Here is a 17,260-nt window from a genome sequence, read left to right as displayed (position 1 = left end):
TTCGTGTCCTAAAGGTTGCTGTACGGACACGAAGCCGGGACTCTTCCCAATCTGTCCTCGCTGTCCTCGATTCTCACACCGTTCATCTTTTCGCGGGCGCCGCAGCTTGACTCTCTCACAAGCCTGAAACCCAAAAGAAAAACGCTCCCCGTCGAATCGACGGAGAGCGCGATTTTAGAACAAATCAGGAACTGGAGCAATCGCTCTAGCTTAGACCTCTTCTTCGCCGCCGGCCTCGGCCAGAGCCGCGCCGACCTCGAGGCCGAGATCGTCGAGGTTGGTCTCTTCACGGGTCGTGACCGACTCGCCGCGAGCCTGACGCTCGGCTTCCTCGGGGCTGCGGGCGACGTTGATGGTCACCTGAACCTCGACCTCCGGATGGAGGGCGACCGGCACATTGTGCAGGCCGATGGTCTTGATCGGCTGGTTGATGGCGATCTGGTTGCGGTCAACCGTGAAGCCGTTCTGGGTCATGATCTCGGCGAGGTCGCGGGTCGAAACCGAGCCGTAGAGCACGCCGGTCTCGCCCGACTGACGCAGGATGATGAAGCTCTGGCCGTTCAGCTTCTCGCCGACGGCTTCCGCTTCCTTGCGGCGCTCGAGGTTACGGGCCTCAAGCTGGGCGCGCTGGGTCTCGAAATGCTTCTTGTTGGCGTCCGTGGCGCGCAGGGCCTTGCCGCGCGGCAGGAGGAAGTTGCGTGCATAGCCGGAGCGGACCTTCACGGTCTCACCCATCTGGCCGAGCTTTGCGACGCGCTCGAGAAGGATCACTTCCATGGTTGTCTCCTTTAGGTTCGTGATCAGGTGGAAAGGGTTGGTGGTTGGTTCGGCCGCGAGCCGAAGCGGCGGCGCAGGTCGAAGATGCTGTCGGCGATGCCGAACAGGGCCAGGGCGACCATCAGGATGCCCTGGGTAACGAAGATGAGGACGTACACGGCCGACAGCAGGAACGAACGCCCCGACTTGCCCCGGGTACGGTCATGAATGGCGGCGAGGCCCTGCAGGGCGAAGGCCATGAGGAAGGAGCCCGATAGAGCCATTCCCAATGCGCCGATGAAGCCATCGAAGGTCACCGCGACAACGAGAGCGCCGACCAGGATCAGGCCTGCCGCGCGTGGCATCACGAGTTCTGGCACCGACGGCCAGGGGCGCGGCAGCCGCTTGGAGGCGTGGACGATGCGGGCTGCTGCCCAGAGGTAGATTGCCAGCACGGTCGCGAAGCCCTGGGCCGACAGGAAAGGCGTGAAGCGGGCGATGATGCTGACCAGTTCCTCGCGGGTCTCAGCATTGAGCGCATCGGGCCCGGACGTGCTGAACTGCGAGTTTACGAAGGCCTCCGAGACGGCACGGGAATTCTGGTCGAACGCACTGAAATCGCCGCCCGTGGAAATCACGCCGGCGGCGATGATGGTGAGTGCGGCTGTCGCCGCGATCCACGCCAGGAGCCGCCCGACCGGATACCATTCCATGGTCCCGTCAGGCCCGGGACGCCCGAGAAGAGCGAGATAGGATAGCCACCAAGCCGGCAGGGCCGTGATGAGGGCAAAGCCGAATCCGCTGAGCGGGGACAGGATCAGTGCGATCGCGATGCCGCCCACGACGGCAGCAACCAGCCCGGAGCGGTGGTCCCAGCCAAGGGAGACGATCAGAACGGGAATGGGGGCGAGGAGATACAACACGGCTGCGAGCGGAGTCGCCTTGACGACAACCGCGGTCAGAAGGGCCGATACGAGGCCCGCGCCTATGCCTGTTGCAATAAAATTCATCGTCTCGCTGTCCCACTGCTCATCGGCAGGGTTAGGGGCTTTTGCCCCAACTGACCCGGCGGGTTCTCACCGCTGGGCGAAGGATAGAGTAAAGACGGGCCGCGCGAGGCGGCCCGCCGAGGTCTTGCCTAGCGGATCACGTAGGGCAGGAGGCCCAGGAAGCGGGCGCGCTTGATCGCCTGGGCGAGTTCACGCTGCTTCTTGGCCGACACGGCCGTGATGCGCGAAGGAACGATCTTGCCACGCTCCGAGATGTAGCGGGACAGGAGCTTCGTGTCCTTGTAGTCGATCTTCGGAGCGTTCGGACCCGAGAAGGGGCAGGTCTTGCGACGACGGAAGAACGGACGGCGGCCGCCGCCGGCAGCGCCACCAGTAGCACCAAATGCCATGATTAAGCCTCCTCGCCTTCGTTGCCGCCTTCGAAGCCGCCATCGCGCTCACGGCGCTCGCGGTCCTTGCGCTCGTCGCGATCGCGCTTCTGCATCATCACAGACGGCTCGGTCTCGAGCTCTTCGACCTTGATGGTCATGAAGCGAAGGATGTCTTCGTTGATGCGCATCTGACGCTCCATCTCGGCCACGGCCGGAGCCGGGGCGTTGAGGTTGAACATCGTGAAATGCGCCTTGCGGTTCTTCTTGATGCGGTAGGCGAGGGACTTCACGCCCCACATCTCGGTCTTGTCGACGCTGCCGCCGTTCTGCTCGATGACGCCCTTGTACTGGTCGACCATAGCCTCGACCTGCTGCGGGGTGACATCCTGGCGAGCCATGAAGATATGCTCATAGAGAGGCATAATGGGCCTTTCTCAGGGTTTGAGGATCAAGCCTCGGCACTGTTTTGACGAGTGTCTTGGCCGTTTCGCGCGTCCGATCGGCGCCAAGCCCTTCGAGCCTGCAAGGCCCGAGCGGTTGTCGAAGGCGGAGACACGGGACGACGGAGCCAAAACCCCTATGCGGCAAACCGCACCGTCCGTTCAGCCCCCGGCCGGAGCGAACGCGAAGCGGGGGCTATAGTCGATTTGAGGTAGGAAGGCAAGGGTGGTCTTTACCATTAAAGCCAGGCCGCTTCTAGCGAATTGCCGTTGATAGTGCGTCTGAACGACTGCGGAACTCTGGTCAAAGGACTGCGCTAGGCTAAAACACCCTTATGACAGCTCCTCCTCTTCGCCTTGGCGTCAATATCGATCACGTCGCGACCGTGCGGAACGCACGGGGCGGCATCCACCCCGACCCGGTCCGGGCCGCGAACATGGCCGTCTTGGCCGGGGCGGACGGAATTACCGCGCATCTGCGGGAAGACCGGCGCCATATCCGCGATGCGGATATGTGGCGGCTCAAGCAGGAACTCTTCGTGCCGCTCAATTTCGAGATGGCGGCGACCCCCGAGATGGTGGAGCTTGCCACGCGCATTCATCCCCACGCTGCCTGCCTCGTGCCCGAGAAGCGTGAGGAGCGCACCACAGAAGGGGGGCTCGACATCATCGGTGCCCATGCCCATCTGCGACCGGTGATTCAGCAATTGAAAGGCGAGGGCATCCGGGTGTCCCTCTTCGTCGAACCTGAAATCGCGGTCATGGACGCGGCCTGCGATCTGCGGGCGCCCGTGGTCGAGCTCCATACGGGGACCTATTGCGAGGCAGTCGTCGATGGCGATCAGGCCAGGATCGCCCATGAGCTGGAGCGCCTGAAGCGCGCGGCCGAGCATGGGGCCAGGATTGGCCTCGAGATCCATGCGGGGCACGGCCTCGCCCTCGACTCGGTCCGTCCCGTCGCGGCGATCCCGCAGATCGTGGAACTCAATATCGGCCATTCCCTGATCGGCGAGGCCATCTTCCACGGGCTCGACGAGGCCGTGCGGGCCATGCGCGCCGCCATGGACGAAGGCCGGGCACAGGTGCCGGCGTGATTCTGGGCATCGGATCCGATCTCTGCGACATTCGGCGCATCGAGAAGTCGATCGAGCGCTTTGGAGACCGCTTCACCCATCGCATCTATACCGAGGGGGAGCGGGCAAGGAGTGACCGACGAGCCGCCCGTGCTCCATCTTATGCCCGCCGCTTCGCCGCCAAGGAGGCCTGCGCGAAGGCTTTGGGGACGGGCCTGAGCCATGGCGTCTTCTGGCGAGACATGGAGGTGGTCAACCTTCCGAGCGGCCGGCCGACCATGCGGCTGACAGGGGGAGCCCTGGAGCGTCTCAAGGCCATGACACCCGCGGGACACAAGGCGGTCGTCCATGTCTCGCTGACCGACGATCCGCCCCTGGCCCAAGCCTTTGTGATCATCGAGGCGCTTCCAGCCTGAGGGGCTGCGTTGCGGCAGGACGCGCCTTAGGTTAGAGCATGGCCGCCGCAGGACGGCTTCCGGGTGCCGGAAGAGACTGCAGAACGAATCCATCGAGAGTGGCTTGCCCTTGGGGCTTAAGTGCAAACCCCTCTCGACTTGCCACAGGGACGAAGGCGGCTCCCGCCGTCGCGGTCCCAGAGCATAGGTCGACAGACGTGAGCGATAAAAGTAGCAAATACGTGAGTAGCAGTGCAAAGAACGAGGAAGGCGGCCTCTGGGAGACCATCAAGGTCATCATCCAGGCTCTGCTCATCGCGGTCGTCGTCCGCACCGTGCTCTTCCAGCCCTTCAACATCCCGTCGGGGTCCCTGATCCCGACCCTGCTGATCGGCGACTACCTGTTTGTCTCCAAGTACTCCTACGGCTATTCGAAGCACTCGATCCCCTTCAGCCCGGGCATCTTTTCCGGCCGCATCTTCGGCTCCGAGCCGAAGCGGGGCGAGATCGCCGTGTTCAAGCTGCCCAAAGACAACTCGACCGACTACATCAAGCGCGTCATCGGCCTGCCCGGAGACAAGATCCAGGTGATCGGCGGCGTGCTACACATCAACGGCCAACCGGTGCAGCGGGAGCGCGTGGAGGACTACAAGACCACCGATCTCTACGGCCGCACGATCTCCGTGCCGCAGTACAAGGAGACGCTGCCCGGCGGCGTGTCCCACTTCGTCATCGAGCGTGACGGCGACCGCGGCTACTGGGACAACACGAATATCTACACGGTCCAACCCGGCCATTTCTTCATGATGGGCGACAACCGCGACAATTCCACCGACTCCCGTGACGAGGCGAGCGTCGGACAGGTGCCGTTCGAGAATCTGGTCGGCCGCGCGGAGATCATCTTCTTCTCCATCGACGAGAGCGCCTCCCTGTGGCGTCCGTGGGAATGGCCGCAGAAGATCCGCTGGAATCGTCTCTTCGAACGGATCCAGTAACCCGTGGCCCGACGCAAGCCGAACCTCGATGAGCTTCTGAAGAAGCTCGACTATCGCTTTGAAAAGCCCGAACTCCTGGATGAGGCGCTGACCCATGTCAGCGCGCCCCAGGCGGCGGGTCAGAGCTATCAGCGGCTGGAATTTTTAGGGGATCGCGTGCTCGGTCTCGCCATCGCCGAGCTGCTCATCAAGACCTTTCCCAACGCACCCGAGGGCGAACTCTCCCGGCGTCTGGCGGAACTTGTGCGGCGGGAAAGTTGCGCCGAGATCGCCATCGCCTGGGACGTCGGGCCCTATCTCAAGCTTGGCGCCGGTGAGGCGCATTCGGGCGAGCGGCGCAATCAGACCATCCTGGCCGATGTCTGCGAGGCGATCATCGGCGCCGTCTTCCTCGATGGCGGTTACGAAGCTGCCCGTGATCTCGTCGAGCGCTCGTTCCAGACTTTGCTGGAGACACCTCGCCGCCCCCTGCGCGATCCCAAGAGCGCCCTGCAGGAATGGGCTCAAGGCCGCGGCCTTCCGCCGCCGACCTATTCCGTAGCAGAGCAGACAGGCCCCGATCACGCGCCGAAGTTCCGGGTCATGGTGAAGGTGAAGGGTGCCGAAAGCGAATTCGGTCTCGGCACTTCGAAGCGCATTGCGGAACAGGCTGCGGCGCGAAGCCTTCTCTTGAGAGAGGGCGTCTGGACGGAGGAAGAGCATGGAGCAGCCTGAGCAGACCAACACCAAGGCCGGTTTCGTCGCTCTCATCGGCGCGCCGAACGCGGGCAAATCGACCCTCCTGAACTCGCTCGTCGGCTCGAAGGTGTCCATCGTCTCGCGCAAAGTGCAGACGACGCGCGCCCTCGTGCGTGGCATCGCCATCGAGGGCGAGGCGCAGATCGTGTTCGTAGACACGCCCGGTATCTTCAAGCCGAAGCGCCGCCTCGACCGCGCCATGGTCACCTCGGCTTGGGGTGGAGCAGGCGACGCGGATGTCATCGCCCTTCTGCTCGATGTGCGTAAAGGCATCGACGAGGAGGCCGAGGCCATCCTCGAGAAGCTGCCGGAGCTGAAGCGCCCGAAGGTGCTGATCCTCAACAAGATCGACCTCATCGAACGCTCGAAGCTCCTGGACCTCGCCGCGAAGCTCAACGAGAAAGTGCCGTTCGCCCACACCTTCATGATCTCGGCGCTGAAGGGCGACGGCATCCAGACTCTGAAGCGTCAGCTGGCCGAGATGATGCCGGAAGGGCCCTGGCTCTATCCGGAGGATCAGATTTCCGATGCGCCGCTGCGCATGCTGGCCGCCGAGATCACCCGCGAGAAGATCTACGAGCGCCTGCACGAGGAATTGCCCTACCAGTCCACCGTCGAGACGGACCAGTGGCAGCAGCGCCCCGACGGTTCGGTGCGCATCGAGCAGACCGTGTTCGTGGAGCGCGACAGTCAGCGCAAGATCGTGCTCGGCAAGGGCGGCCAGACCATCAAGGCCATCGGCCAGGCGGCCCGCAAGGAGATCGCCGAGATCGCAGAAAGCCCCGTGCACCTCTTCATCTTCGTGAAGGTGCGCGAGAACTGGAGCGACGATCCCGAGCGCTATCGCGAGATGGGCCTGGAGTTCCCGCGGGGTTAAGCCCTATAGGCCGTGCGCAACCCACCCCAGTGACGTCCGAGGATACGGATCGGGGCATCGACCTCCTGCATCATCACGATCTTGCCGCCGCCCATATCGCGCGCATAGGCCTGCACGATGAACGGGCGTGTGGAGCGGGCGGCCGTGATGCCGGCGCGATCGTCGAAGATACGCTTGTTCCGGGCATTGGCTGCATTCCACGCCGGGTCGCCGGCGCGCTGGGGCTGCGAATAGATCCTGTTGTGAACCGGGATATAGCCGTTGCGGTCGATGGCGAGGCAGAAGGCCATCACCGGGTCGGAGGCTAGAACCTGCTCCAGGATCGAGGGCAGAAGCCTTTCGAAGGTCGAAAGATAGACCGTGCTGTATTGAACGGGGTCGGTGCCGGGAAGCTGCTTGTAATCCGTGTCGAAGACCGCCTCGCGCGAGACCGTGCCCTCGGATAACGCCCGCTCGATCATTGTCTCCACCTGACGGGCTGTTTCCTGTGCGAGCAGGATGCGTGGCTTATAGGCCGCTTCGACCTGAGCGATGAAGCCGTCGATACGGCCTCGCGTTTCGGCGTCGAGCCTGTCGAAGGCGCAATGGATACCCATCGTGCTCGTTGCCACGACGCGCAATCTGACGCGGCCGACATTCTGAATCTCGATCTCAGCTGTCGCACTGGCCTCGATCCGAATTTCGGCGACCGACGCGAGCAGAATGCCGCCGTGGCTAATGTCGACCAGCCGCGTGGCGGCGTTCCGTCCACCGATCCAAATAGTGGCTGGGCGATCGACAGGCAGGCGGTCGGATTGTCGCCGGTCGCCGAGTTCGCTCTGGCGCATGACGGTAACGAACCGTTGCCCCAAAGCCTTCGCCAATCCATCCGCCGTCTTCGTCGCCTGATCGGCCTGATGGGCTCTGTGGTTGGCGTTGAGGGAGATAGTGTCTACTTCGCCCGCGGACTGACTCACCTTGTCGACGCTGCCGGAGGTCACGCTCGCCAAGCGGGATACTTCGCCGATGGCGGAATTCTGCTCGCCGACGGCATTGCGCACCGTGTCGAAGACGGGCCGGACGCCTTGAACTACGTCGACCACCTCCGTCACGGCGCTCGTGGACGCCTGCGCGGTCTCGCGCAGATGGTCGATGCGTAGGCGGATGTCATCGGCCGCCCGGGCGGTCTGTGTGGAAAGAGCCTTCACCTCGGACGCCACGACCGCAAAGCCCTTTCCGGCTTCGCCGGCTCGCGCTGCTTCGATCGTGGCATTGAGGGCCAGAAGGTTGGTCTGTCGCGCCACCGTCGAGATCGTGTCGACGATGCCGACGATTTCCGCCGTGGCGGCCGAGAGTTGCGTGATGAGGGCGCTGGCCTTCTGGGCTGCCTGAACCGCGTTGTCGATCCGCTCGTTCGCATGATCCATTGCTCGGCCGATCTCGGCCGATGTGGTAGCCAGTTCCTCCGTGGAGGACGCGAGCGAGAGGGTCTCCTGCGATGCGGTCCGGCCGGCCGAGGCCAGTTCCCCGGCATGGCTGCGGATATCCGCCAGATCCTTCTCGACAGCCGCCACATCCGCGGCCGCCACCGCGATCGCCTGGGTGACACCCTGGATCGCCTTCAGGACATCAGCCTCCAACGCGTCTACGACCTCGGTATTGAGGCGGTTTTCGCGCGGGATTGACGGGATCGTTTCCTCCGTGACGATCTGAACGGTATTGTCCAAAGCATCGATGTGTTGAGCGCGCCGCAGAATGCCGAACATCGTCGGGCCCCTCATTTTATTTTCTTAACCTAACGTCACGTTAAAAGGTTAACGAAGGCAGAATACTTGAGGGATGTTCTCCTAAGGTAGTAGAGCGTCAGTACAGCGCTCTAGGCCCTTCAGATTGCTCTCGCCACTTCGGGAACGCCGACAGACATGCAGCAGTGCATGAGATTACATGGAAATCGTTGATTTGCCCCGGTTCGACGCAACTTTTGAACGCAACCAGATCAGACTTAAGGGTTTATCCTGAAAGGATTGTAGAAAAGTACGGGAAGGCAATCTGTTCCCGGCAAAGCTTTCCTGAAGTAGCCCATCAGTGCCGACGTCGACGTCCTGGAGAGGCCATGAGCAGCTCTTCTGAACAGACGGCGCAAAGACGTCTCGCTGCTGTCCTCGCCGCTGACGTGGTGGGCTACTCAGACCTCATGTCCAAAGATGAGGAGGGGACTCTCGCCCGTCTCAGGGAGCTGCGGCGCCAGATCATCGAGCCGAGGATCCGTGCCCATCATGGTCGTTTGGTAAAAACTATCGGGGACGGATTTCTCTGCGAATTCTCAAGCCCCGTCGAAGCCGTTCGCTGCGCCGTAGCTCTTCAGGAGGCAGTTTCCCAAGCATCTGGCGGAGAGCGTGCCAAACCCCTCCAGTTGAGGATTGGGATCAACCTTGGCGACATCATCATCGAGGAGGACGGAGATATTTTCGGTGACGGCGTGAACATCGCCTCACGCCTACAGAAGATGGCATTGCCGGGGGGGCATCTGTCTGTCGGGAAAAGTCCACGAGGAGGTGAGGGACAAGCTCTCCTACGAGTTCGAGGATCGGGGGGAATATCGGTTCAAGAACATCGGCAGGCCCATCAAGGTTTATTGCCTCCTGGAAGGGCTGAATCCATCGGCGCTGTCGGCTGAGCCTCGATCCGTCTCTTCCTATGCGGACAGACCATCCATCGCAGTCCTGCCCTTCGTCAATCTGAGCAAGGATCCCGAGCAGGAATATTTTGCAGACGGCATCGTTGAGGACATCATCGCCGCCCTGTCACGCTTCAAATCCTTCTTCGTCATCGCTCGGAACTCAGCCTATGCCTATAAAGGCCGAAACGTAAGCGTTTCACAGATCGGGCGTGAGCTGGGCGTGCGGTATGTGCTCGAAGGTAGTGTCAGGCGGTCCGACAAGAAAATCCGCATCACCGCGCAGCTGGTTGATGCCGTCAGCGGGATGCATCTTTGGGCCGAGCATTACGATGGCGTGATAGCGGATGTATTCGATCTTCAAGATCAGATTACAGCCAGTGTCGTCGGATCAATCCAGCCCTCCATCCGGGCTGCCGAAATTGAACGGGCAAGGCGCAAACGGCCCGAGAACCTCGACGCCTACGATCTTGTCATGCGATCCCTGCCTTACGTCTGGGCGCTGGAGTGCGAGGCCAACAAGGAGGCAACGCGGCTTCTCGATAAGGCTCTCCTTCTCGATCCTGGTTATCCGCTTGCGCTCTCTCTCGCTGCGTGGTGCCGGGGGCAGCAGATTGTCTACAACTGGTCCAAGAATGTGCAGGAAGATAAGCGTGAGACTTTGCGTCAGGCGCAAGCTGCTGCGGCGATTGCCCATGACGATCCGTTCATCCTGACTGTGCTCGGTGCCGCGTTGACGATCACGCGGGAACATCAGCGCGCCGCATCCATGCTGGATCGTGCACTTTCTCTCGACCCGAACTCAGCCTGGGCTTGGAACCGGAGTGGGTGGCTGCACAACTACCGGGACAATCCGGAGGTCGCGATCGAGCATTTCGAGCGCTCGCTTCGCTTGAGTCCCTTTGATCCGATGGCATTCAATTGCGAGATGGGGATCGGCTGTGCCCATTTCATTGCAAGGCGCTACGACCAGGCTGCGCAATGGCAGGAGAAGGCACTGAACGCGAAGCCGAGCGCAACCTGGATCTGCCGGACGCTGGCCCCGTCCCATGCATGGGCCGGCGATCTCGACAAGGCGAGAGAACGTGTGGGCGATCTGGTCAGGAGCTACCCGGGCATCCGGATCGCGGACATCTGCGAGTCTCTGGCCTTCAGCAAGGAGGTTCTGGGCCGTTTCGCGGAAGGCCTACAGCGGGCCGGTCTTTCGGAGTGACTGCCCCAGAATGGGCCGGGAGGATGAAATCCTCCCGGCCCTGCGATTTACTGCTGGTTCTGGCCCTGCAGCAGCGGGGTGATCCGGCGCAGCGTTGCGCGGCGGTTCTCGCGCTCCGGCGACTGCGTACTCACCTTCAGATACTGCTCACCGTAGCCTTGCGTGGTCAGGTTTTCGGCCGGGATCTGGTAGCGCTGCGTCAGAATCGTCGCGATGGTCTCCGCACGGCGGTCGGACAGGGTCAGGTTGTCCTCGTCCGAACCGACCGCGTCCGTGTGACCCTCCACGAGGAAGATCTCGTTCGGATTGCGGGAGATGGCCTCCTGCAGGCCGCGGGCGATGCCGGACATGGAGCCGATCTGATCGTCCGGAAGCTCCCATGAACCGAACTCGAAGGTGATCGTGTCGAGGTCCACACGTCGCATGCGTTCGCGCAGGGGCTGGCTTCGACGCACCTCGTCGAGGGTATAGGCCCGTTCGATGCGCTCCACCGGCGGAGCCGTGAAGGCCTCAACGATGTCCGCCTCGGACGCGCGTTCCGTCTCGACGATGTATCTTTCACGCGGGATACGGACCACCGGAGGCGGCAGCCGGATCACCTCCTCCTCCACGTAGCCGTATCCGGGACGCCGGTCGATGCCGCGGCGTTGGTTCTCGATGAGAACGACTTCGCGGCCGGCGGGCTCGCGCCTCACGCGGCGCACGAGATTGCCATCCGAGTCACGAACGGTGACGATCTCGGAACCGTCGGGACGGCGCACGATGGTGACCTCTTCATCGGCACCGCGCCGCTCGGTGCGGATGTCCGCATCGCGATAGGTGCGGCGGAAACGCTCGTTCTCGTCGCTGCGGATGATGACCTGATTGCCCTCGCGGATGATGGTGCGGTTGCCGGGCTCCTCGATGATGACCCGGTTGCCTTCGCGCCGCTCACGGCGCTGGCTGCGCAGATCGTCGATGCGGACCGGCGACGGATCGAGCGGCTCGGCTCGGCCGGGAGCTGCCTGCTGAGATGGTCTCTGCGCGGGGAACTGCTGGGCAGGGGCCGAAGGAGGAGGTGTTGGCTGGGCGCGGGTCGCAGGTGGGGCTGCGGGAGCAGGCGCTGAAGGGGCAGGCTGCGCAGCAGCAGGAGGCGTTGCCGGTGGAATCGGCCTACCGGGCTGCTCCTGTGTCGGCCGCTGGCCGCGCAGGCGGTCGGGGCTCTCGGCATTGTCGGAGCGTCCGGGCCTCTCACGTTCGGCCGGTCGCTGCTGCGCCGGAGTCGGGGGAGTAGCTGGCTGGGCGGCCGGTGGGGGTGTGGCCGGACGGCTCTGGCCGGTGGGAGCCTGCGGTTGCGGGCGCTCGGCTGGCCGTTGATCGCGCTCTTGGGCGGCAGGGCGCTGCGGCCGTGCCGGGGCGGCATCAGAGGGCGATGTCGGGCGCTCCGACGGTGGGCCGGGCTCGCGGCGGGGGCGTGGTGCGCCTTCATCGGCTCCCTGGCCGCCGGGGCCGGCTCCGCGCGGCGGACGCTGGCCGCGCTCCTCGGACGGGCCGGGGCCGCCCTGATCCTGTCCGCCCTGCCGGCGCTCCTGACCTGGGCGCGCGCCGCGTTCCCCACGTTCGCCGTCCTGTCCCGGTCGTCTCGGGCGGACACCGGGCGGCAATTCCTCATCGGTTCCAGGACCGGCCTGGGCCACGACGAGAGATGTTGCGGGTGTTGGCTGGAAGGCCGAGACTTGGACCGGCAGCAGCATCAGGGGAAGGGCGGTACTCGCAAGAAACAGACCGGAGAGCTTCATGATCCTCAATTCATCACTTGGCAGATTAAAGTCATCGACAATGACGATGGGCGGGGTTTGTTCCGCAAAAGGGCGGGATTCTGCGTTTGAAACAGAATTTTAGAAGTTCGCGGATATCATTGAAAGATATGGATGAATGCCGCCTGAATGCTTACATCAGAGGTTCAGGAAGCACTCTCGCCGAAGGCAACCGAGACGGATGCAATGGACTGATGAAGGCGTCGTTCTCGGCGTCCGCAAACATGGGGAAACGAGCATCATCCTCGAGCTGATGACCCGCGGGCACGGGCGCCATCTTGGGCTCGTCCATGGCGGCCGCTCGAAGACCCTGCAGCCCGTCCTCCAGCCGGGAAATACCGTCCACGTGACCTGGCGGGCGAGGCTCGACGAGCATCTCGGGACCTATCAGGTCGAGGGTCTGAATCTGCGGGCCGCACGCCTCATGGGCTCCTCCATGGCTCTCTATGGCCTCGCAACCCTGGCGCACCTGCTGCGCTATTTCCCGGAACGCGATCCGCATTTTGCTCTCTACGAGACCTTGATCGTGCTGGTCGACCACCTGGACGATCAAGGTCTCGCGCCGGCGCTCTTTGTGCGGTTCGAGCTTGCCATGCTGACCGAACTCGGCTTCGGCCTGGATCTCACAAGCTGCGCCGCCACAGGCAGCGAGCGGGATCTCACCTATGTCTCGCCGAAGAGCGGGCGGGCGGTTTCCGCCACGGCGGGAGAACCCTATAAGGACCGTCTGCTCAAGCTTCCGGGCTTCCTGATCGGTCAGAGCCGGTCCAACCGGCCAGGCGAAGAGGAAATCCGGGCCGGATTTGCGCTCACGGACTTCTTCCTGCATCAGAACGTCTTCGTCCCGCACGGGCAGAGGGCGCCGGAGGAACGGGCGCGTTTCGTCGCACTGGCTACGGCTGGGGACGAATAAGGTTTGTTTCTGTTATGTTCTCGTTTCAGATGATAAGAAGCGATTCGCTATTGAGGATTTCGAGTTATGGGTAAACCGGTCAATCCACCGGCAGGCGGCGAGATCGAGAACATCAATCTCAAGGATGCCCTGGAGGAGCGCTATCTCGCTTATGCGCTCTCCACCATCATGCACCGGGCGCTGCCGGACGCGCGCGACGGGTTGAAGCCCGTTCACCGCCGCATCCTGCACGCCATGCGCCTCCTGCGGCTCGACCCGAAATCGGCGCCGAAGAAATGCGCCCGCATCGTCGGCGACGTGATGGGTCAGTTCCATCCGCACGGCGACCAGTCGATCTACGATGCCCTGGTGCGCATGGCGCAGGATTTCGCCCAGCGCTACCCGCTGGCGGACGGGCAGGGCAATTTCGGCAATATCGATGGCGATAACGCCGCGGCCATGCGCTACACCGAGGCGAAGCTGACGGAAGTGGCGCGGCTGCTGCTGGAGGGCATCGACGAGGACGCGGTCGATTTCCGTGAAACCTACGACCAGACTAACGAGGAGCCGGTGGTGCTCCCGGCGGCCTTCCCGAACCTGCTCGCCAACGGTTCGCAGGGCATCGCGGTCGGCATGGCGACTTCGATCCCGCCGCACAACGCCGCCGAACTCTGCGACGCTGCTCTGCATCTGATCTCGAAGCCGAATGCGACCTCCGAGCAACTGATGCAGTATGTGCCGGGCCCGGACCTGCCGACCGGCGGCATCATCGTCGACACGCCGGCCGCCATGGCCGAGACCTATCGCACCGGCCGCGGTTCGTTCCGCGTGCGTGCGCGCTGGGCGAAGGAGGATCTCGGTCGCGGCAACTGGCAGATCGTTGTCACCGAGATCCCGTATTCGGTGCCGAAGTCCCGCCTGATCGAGAAGATTGCGGAACTGCTGCAGGAGAAGAAGCTGCCGCTCCTCGCCGACGTGCGCGATGAATCGGCAGAGGATATCCGCGTGGTGCTTGAACCGCGCGCAAAGACGGTCGATCCGATCATCCTGATGGAATCGCTCTTCAAGCTCACCGAGCTCGAGAGCCGCATTCCGATGAACGTGAACGTGCTCGCCGGCGGCAAGGTGCCGAAGGTGTTGAGCCTCGCGGAATGCCTGCGGGAATGGCTCGATCATCGCCGCGAGGTGCTGATCCGCCGCTCCGGCTTCCGGTTGGCTGCCATCGACAGGCGCTTGGAGATCTTGGGCGGTCTGCTCATCGTCTATCTCGACCTCGACCGAGTGATCAAAATCATCCGCGAGGAGGACGAGCCGAAGCAGGAGCTGATGCGCGTCTTCCAGCTCACCGAGATCCAGGCCAACGCCATCCTCGACACGCGCCTGCGCTCGTTGCGCAAGCTCGAGGAGATGGAGCTCAAGCGCGAGCAAAAGAATCTGCAGGACGAGAAGGCCAAGATCGAAGAGCTTTTGGGCTCCGAGAAGGTACAGTGGAAGACCATCGCGGGTGAGATCAAGGAGGTCCGCAAGACCTTCGGGCCGGATACGGCGCTCGGCAAGCGCCGCACCTCTTTCGCCGAGGCTCCGGATACCTCCGACATCGATTTCGCGGAGGCGATGATCGAGCGCGAGCCGATCACGGTCATCGTGTCCGAGAAGGGCTGGATCCGCGCCATGAAGGGCCACCAGGCCGATCTGTCCGGCGTGCAGTTCAAGGGCGACGATGCGCTGAAAACCGCCTTCTTCGCCGAAACCACGTCGAAGATCGTCGTGGTGGCGGATAACGGACGCTTCTTCACCCTCGATGCCTCCAAGCTCCCCGGCGGGCGTGGCTTCGGCGATCCGATCCGCCTCATGGTCGATCTGGAGGAGGGTGCCGATTTCATCGCGGCCTTCCCGTACAAGATGGGCTCGAAGCTGCTGGTAGTCGCCACCGATGGTCGCGGCTTCGTGGTGCCGACCGACGACATCACGGCCAATACCCGGAAAGGCAAGCAGATCCTCAACCTCGACGCGCCCGCCAAGATGGTGGTGTGCACCGAGGCCGAGGGCGATCATGTGGCGATCATCGGCGAGAACCGCAAGCTGCTGATCTTCCCTGCGAAGCAGGTGCCGGAAATGACGCGCGGCAAGGGCGTGCGCCTCCAGCGCTACAAGGACGGCGGCGTCTCCGACGCCAAGGTCTTCAAGCTGAAGGAAGGACTGACCTGGAAGGACACCTCGGGTCGTACCTGGACGGTCGCCAAGGAAGATTTGCGCGACTGGATGGGCGATCGCACCGAAGCCGGCCGCCTGCCGCCGAAGGGCTTCCCCAAGTCGAACAGGTTCGGGGAGTAAGTTTCACAAGCGGTCATCCCGGACGGCGTGAGCCGATCCGGGATCGCCATCAGAATAAAACACTGTCATTCCGGGGCCGCAAAGCGAAGCCTGGAATCCATAAACACGGCCGTCGACCAGTTCGGCACCGTCGGCGGTTATGGATTCCCGCCTACGCGGGAACGACAGCGCGGAGTTTCAAGCGTCACACTCGCCAGACGATCCCGGATCGGCCGATGCCGTCCGGGATGACGCGGTTGACGATTGACCCGCCGTGCGCGTTCAATCCACCCGCACCCATCCATGCGCCATCAACCGCTCCTGTGGCTTGAAGCGGGCCTTGTAGCCCATCTTCTTCGAGCCATCGACCCAGTAGCCGAGATAGAGGTAGGGCAAACCCATCGCCTTCGCGCGGCGGATATGGTCGAGGATCATGAAGGTGCCGAGACTGCGGTCGTGCATCTCCGGCTCATAGAACGAGTAGACCATGGAGAGTCCGTCGCTCATCTCGTCGGTGAGGCCAACGGCGATCAGGTCGCCCGATCCCTTGCCGGTGATGCCGCTATCGATTCCGCGCCGGCGATACTCGATCACCTTCGTGTCCACGTGGCTATCCTCGACCATCATGGAATAGTCGAGCACCGTCATGTCAGCCATGCCCCCATCGGCATGGCGCGCATCGACGTAGCGTCGAAAAAGCGAGTATTGCTCCGATGTCGGGCGGTTGGGCAGGGCGGCGCCGATGAGATCGGCGTTGTCCTTCAAAACCCGCTTCAAGTTGCCTGACGGCTCGAACTCGTCCACGAGCACGCGAACCGAGACGCAGGCACGGCATGCGTCGCAGGCTGGTCGGTAGGCGATGGTCTGCGACCGGCGGAATCCTCCCTGTGTGAGGATCTCGTTCAGCTCACGGCCGCGGCGCCCCACGATATGCGTGAAGACTTTGCGTTCCTCCTTACCCGGCAGATAGGGGCATGCGGAGGGAGAGGTGAGGTAGAATTGCGGTGCGTCGCGTGGCTGGCTCGTCAAGCGGGATTGCCCTGTGGAGAAACCTTGAGCGCTTCATCAACGCTCAAGGATAACATTGGTGTCCGCAACGTCCAGGAAAAGAAGGGGGAATGTCACAGGGCTTTGTTTCCGAAAAGACTCGAGCCCCCGCTTCGCTCCGGCCGGGAACGACACCGTAGCGCTTCTCTCACCAGGGTCATCGGCACAAGGCCGGCGGCGACGGTGGAGTCCGATGGCTTACGCCCGCACGACCATCATGCCAGTCAGCAGGTCGCGGATGAAGCGCCGGTCATCCCGGACGAAGCCGACGAGCACGTCGCAGGCCCAGAGCAGAAAGGTCGAGATCGCCACATAGAAGAACAGCGCATGCACGGCTGCAGCGAGCGGCGAGACGCCTCTGCCAGTCTGCGGGTTGATCACGCGCAGGCCCATGGTGCGCATTCCGACCGTTGCCTGGGACGCTCCGCCGATGGTGAAGGCGTTGTAGAAGATGAAGATCAGGGCCGTGAGCGGCAGGGCGAAGAACAGCCCCCAGGCGAGACCAAGCGTGATGATTCCCAGAAAGAAGATGGCGATGGAAATCAGCACGACCCAGAGTCCGATCACGACCAGATCGATCAGATAGGCCCAGAAGCGCCGGGAGATGACGCCTTCCGTCAAACGGGTGTCCAACTCGTAGGACGGGTAGTTCAGCGTCGGCGGGTACGGTCGGTTGACCATCGGTCTC

Annotated in this window: 16 protein-coding genes and 1 pseudogene; 9 read left to right on the top strand and 8 right to left on the bottom strand. The window is 63.0% G+C overall.

The window, feature by feature from the left end; translation table 11 throughout:
* Nucleotides 1-210: 210 nt before the first annotated feature.
* The 4 genes from rplI to rpsF form a co-directional block, all read right to left on the bottom strand.
* Nucleotides 211-777, bottom strand: a complete 567-nt coding sequence (gene rplI / locus JO965_RS14640) for a 50S ribosomal protein L9 (protein WP_203439618.1) — start codon at nt 775-777, stop codon at nt 211-213.
* Nucleotides 778-800: 23 nt separating this feature from the next.
* Nucleotides 801-1,766, bottom strand: coding sequence for a DUF2232 domain-containing protein (locus JO965_RS14635; RefSeq protein ID WP_203439617.1), 966 nt, complete (start codon nt 1,764-1,766; stop codon nt 801-803).
* Between the two features lie 128 nt (nt 1,767-1,894).
* Nucleotides 1,895-2,155, bottom strand: coding sequence for a 30S ribosomal protein S18 (rpsR, locus tag JO965_RS14630; RefSeq protein ID WP_036353512.1), 261 nt, complete (start codon nt 2,153-2,155; stop codon nt 1,895-1,897).
* A 2-nt stretch (nt 2,156-2,157) separates the two neighbouring features.
* Nucleotides 2,158-2,559: a 30S ribosomal protein S6 gene (gene rpsF, locus JO965_RS14625; protein WP_203439616.1), complete on the bottom strand. Its 402-nt coding sequence runs from the start codon at nt 2,557-2,559 to the stop codon at nt 2,158-2,160.
* Nucleotides 2,560-2,912: 353 nt separating this feature from the next.
* Here rpsF and JO965_RS14620 point away from each other — a divergent pair, with 353 nt between their 5' ends.
* The 5 genes from JO965_RS14620 (at nt 2,913) to era (ending at nt 6,655) form a co-directional block, all read left to right on the top strand.
* Complete coding sequence (locus tag JO965_RS14620; RefSeq protein ID WP_203439615.1) at nt 2,913-3,671, top strand: pyridoxine 5'-phosphate synthase; 759 nt, start codon at nt 2,913-2,915, stop codon at nt 3,669-3,671.
* Complete coding sequence (gene acpS / locus JO965_RS14615) at nt 3,668-4,066, top strand: holo-ACP synthase (protein WP_203439614.1); 399 nt, start codon at nt 3,668-3,670, stop codon at nt 4,064-4,066. Before JO965_RS14620 ends, acpS begins: the two co-directional genes overlap by 4 nt.
* A 221-nt stretch (nt 4,067-4,287) precedes the next feature.
* Nucleotides 4,288-5,040 (top strand): signal peptidase I, encoded by a 753-nt coding sequence (gene lepB, locus JO965_RS14610; protein WP_246776559.1) that lies wholly within the window; start codon nt 4,288-4,290, stop codon nt 5,038-5,040.
* A gap of 3 nt (nt 5,041-5,043) precedes the next feature.
* Nucleotides 5,044-5,754 (top strand): ribonuclease III, encoded by a 711-nt coding sequence (rnc, locus tag JO965_RS14605; protein WP_203439612.1) that lies wholly within the window; start codon nt 5,044-5,046, stop codon nt 5,752-5,754.
* On the top strand, nt 5,741-6,655 hold the full coding sequence (era, locus tag JO965_RS14600) for a GTPase Era (RefSeq protein ID WP_203439611.1): 915 nt from the start codon (nt 5,741-5,743) through the stop codon (nt 6,653-6,655). The genes rnc and era overlap by 14 nt, the downstream gene beginning before the upstream one ends.
* Here the strand turns inward: era and JO965_RS14595 are convergent.
* Nucleotides 6,652-8,415 carry a methyl-accepting chemotaxis protein gene (locus tag JO965_RS14595; protein WP_203439610.1) on the bottom strand — a complete coding sequence of 588 codons (1,764 nt, stop codon included), beginning with the start codon at nt 8,413-8,415 and terminating at the stop codon, nt 6,652-6,654. The genes era and JO965_RS14595 overlap by 4 nt on opposite strands.
* Before the next feature lie 332 nt (nt 8,416-8,747).
* On the opposite strand from JO965_RS14595, the pseudogene JO965_RS47895 reads away from it, so the two are divergent.
* Both JO965_RS47895 and JO965_RS47890 read left to right on the top strand, forming a co-directional pair.
* A pseudogene (locus tag JO965_RS47895) lies at nt 8,748-9,095 on the top strand (adenylate/guanylate cyclase domain-containing protein); the annotation flags it as partial.
* 94 nt (nt 9,096-9,189) lie between these two features.
* Nucleotides 9,190-10,524, top strand: a complete 1,335-nt coding sequence (locus JO965_RS47890) for a tetratricopeptide repeat protein (protein ID WP_246776558.1) — start codon at nt 9,190-9,192, stop codon at nt 10,522-10,524.
* A gap of 47 nt (nt 10,525-10,571) precedes the next feature.
* On the opposite strand, the gene JO965_RS47885 is transcribed toward JO965_RS47890, so the two are convergent.
* Nucleotides 10,572-12,302 carry an OmpA family protein gene (locus JO965_RS47885; protein ID WP_246776557.1) on the bottom strand — a complete coding sequence of 577 codons (1,731 nt, stop codon included), beginning with the start codon at nt 12,300-12,302 and terminating at the stop codon, nt 10,572-10,574.
* Between the two features lie 199 nt (nt 12,303-12,501).
* Here JO965_RS47885 and recO point away from each other — a divergent pair, with 199 nt between their 5' ends.
* Both recO and parC read left to right on the top strand, forming a co-directional pair.
* A complete protein-coding gene (recO, locus tag JO965_RS14580) occupies nt 12,502-13,233 on the top strand; it encodes a DNA repair protein RecO (protein WP_203439608.1) in 732 nt (243 codons plus the stop codon).
* 66 nt (nt 13,234-13,299) lie between these two features.
* On the top strand, nt 13,300-15,546 hold the full coding sequence (gene parC / locus JO965_RS14575; protein ID WP_203439607.1) for a DNA topoisomerase IV subunit A: 2,247 nt from the start codon (nt 13,300-13,302) through the stop codon (nt 15,544-15,546).
* A 261-nt stretch (nt 15,547-15,807) separates the two neighbouring features.
* Here parC and JO965_RS14570 read toward each other — a convergent pair whose 3' ends face one another.
* Together JO965_RS14570 and JO965_RS14565 are read right to left on the bottom strand one after the other, a co-directional pair.
* Nucleotides 15,808-16,554, bottom strand: coding sequence for an arginyltransferase (locus tag JO965_RS14570; protein WP_203439606.1), 747 nt, complete (start codon nt 16,552-16,554; stop codon nt 15,808-15,810).
* A 216-nt stretch (nt 16,555-16,770) separates the two neighbouring features.
* Nucleotides 16,771-17,253, bottom strand: a complete 483-nt coding sequence (locus JO965_RS14565) for an RDD family protein (protein WP_203439605.1) — start codon at nt 17,251-17,253, stop codon at nt 16,771-16,773.
* Between the last annotated feature and the right edge of the window lie 7 nt (nt 17,254-17,260).

The sequence above is a fragment of the Microvirga sp. VF16 genome (assembly GCF_016864375.1).
GTDB lineage: Bacteria > Pseudomonadota > Alphaproteobacteria > Rhizobiales > Beijerinckiaceae > Microvirga.
The sequence above is the reverse complement of the archived record's forward strand: the minus strand, read 5'-3'. Positions and strand labels throughout refer to the sequence as shown.

Coding starts and splice junctions, on each gene's coding strand:
- rpsR (WP_036353512.1), bottom strand. CDS start 2,155: ATGGCATTTGGTGCTACTGGTGGCGCTGCCGGCGGCGGCCGCCGTCCG.
- JO965_RS14620 (WP_203439615.1), top strand. CDS start 2,913: ATGACAGCTCCTCCTCTTCGCCTTGGCGTCAATATCGATCACGTCGCG.
- parC (WP_203439607.1), top strand. CDS start 13,300: ATGGGTAAACCGGTCAATCCACCGGCAGGCGGCGAGATCGAGAACATC.
- rplI (WP_203439618.1), bottom strand. CDS start 777: ATGGAAGTGATCCTTCTCGAGCGCGTCGCAAAGCTCGGCCAGATGGGT.
- recO (WP_203439608.1), top strand. CDS start 12,502: ATGCAATGGACTGATGAAGGCGTCGTTCTCGGCGTCCGCAAACATGGG.
- JO965_RS14565 (WP_203439605.1), bottom strand. CDS start 17,253: ATGGTCAACCGACCGTACCCGCCGACGCTGAACTACCCGTCCTACGAG.
- JO965_RS14595 (WP_203439610.1), bottom strand. CDS start 8,415: ATGAGGGGCCCGACGATGTTCGGCATTCTGCGGCGCGCTCAACACATC.
- JO965_RS47885 (WP_246776557.1), bottom strand. CDS start 12,302: ATGAAGCTCTCCGGTCTGTTTCTTGCGAGTACCGCCCTTCCCCTGATG.
- rpsF (WP_203439616.1), bottom strand. CDS start 2,559: ATGCCTCTCTATGAGCATATCTTCATGGCTCGCCAGGATGTCACCCCG.
- era (WP_203439611.1), top strand. CDS start 5,741: ATGGAGCAGCCTGAGCAGACCAACACCAAGGCCGGTTTCGTCGCTCTC.
- JO965_RS14635 (WP_203439617.1), bottom strand. CDS start 1,766: ATGAATTTTATTGCAACAGGCATAGGCGCGGGCCTCGTATCGGCCCTT.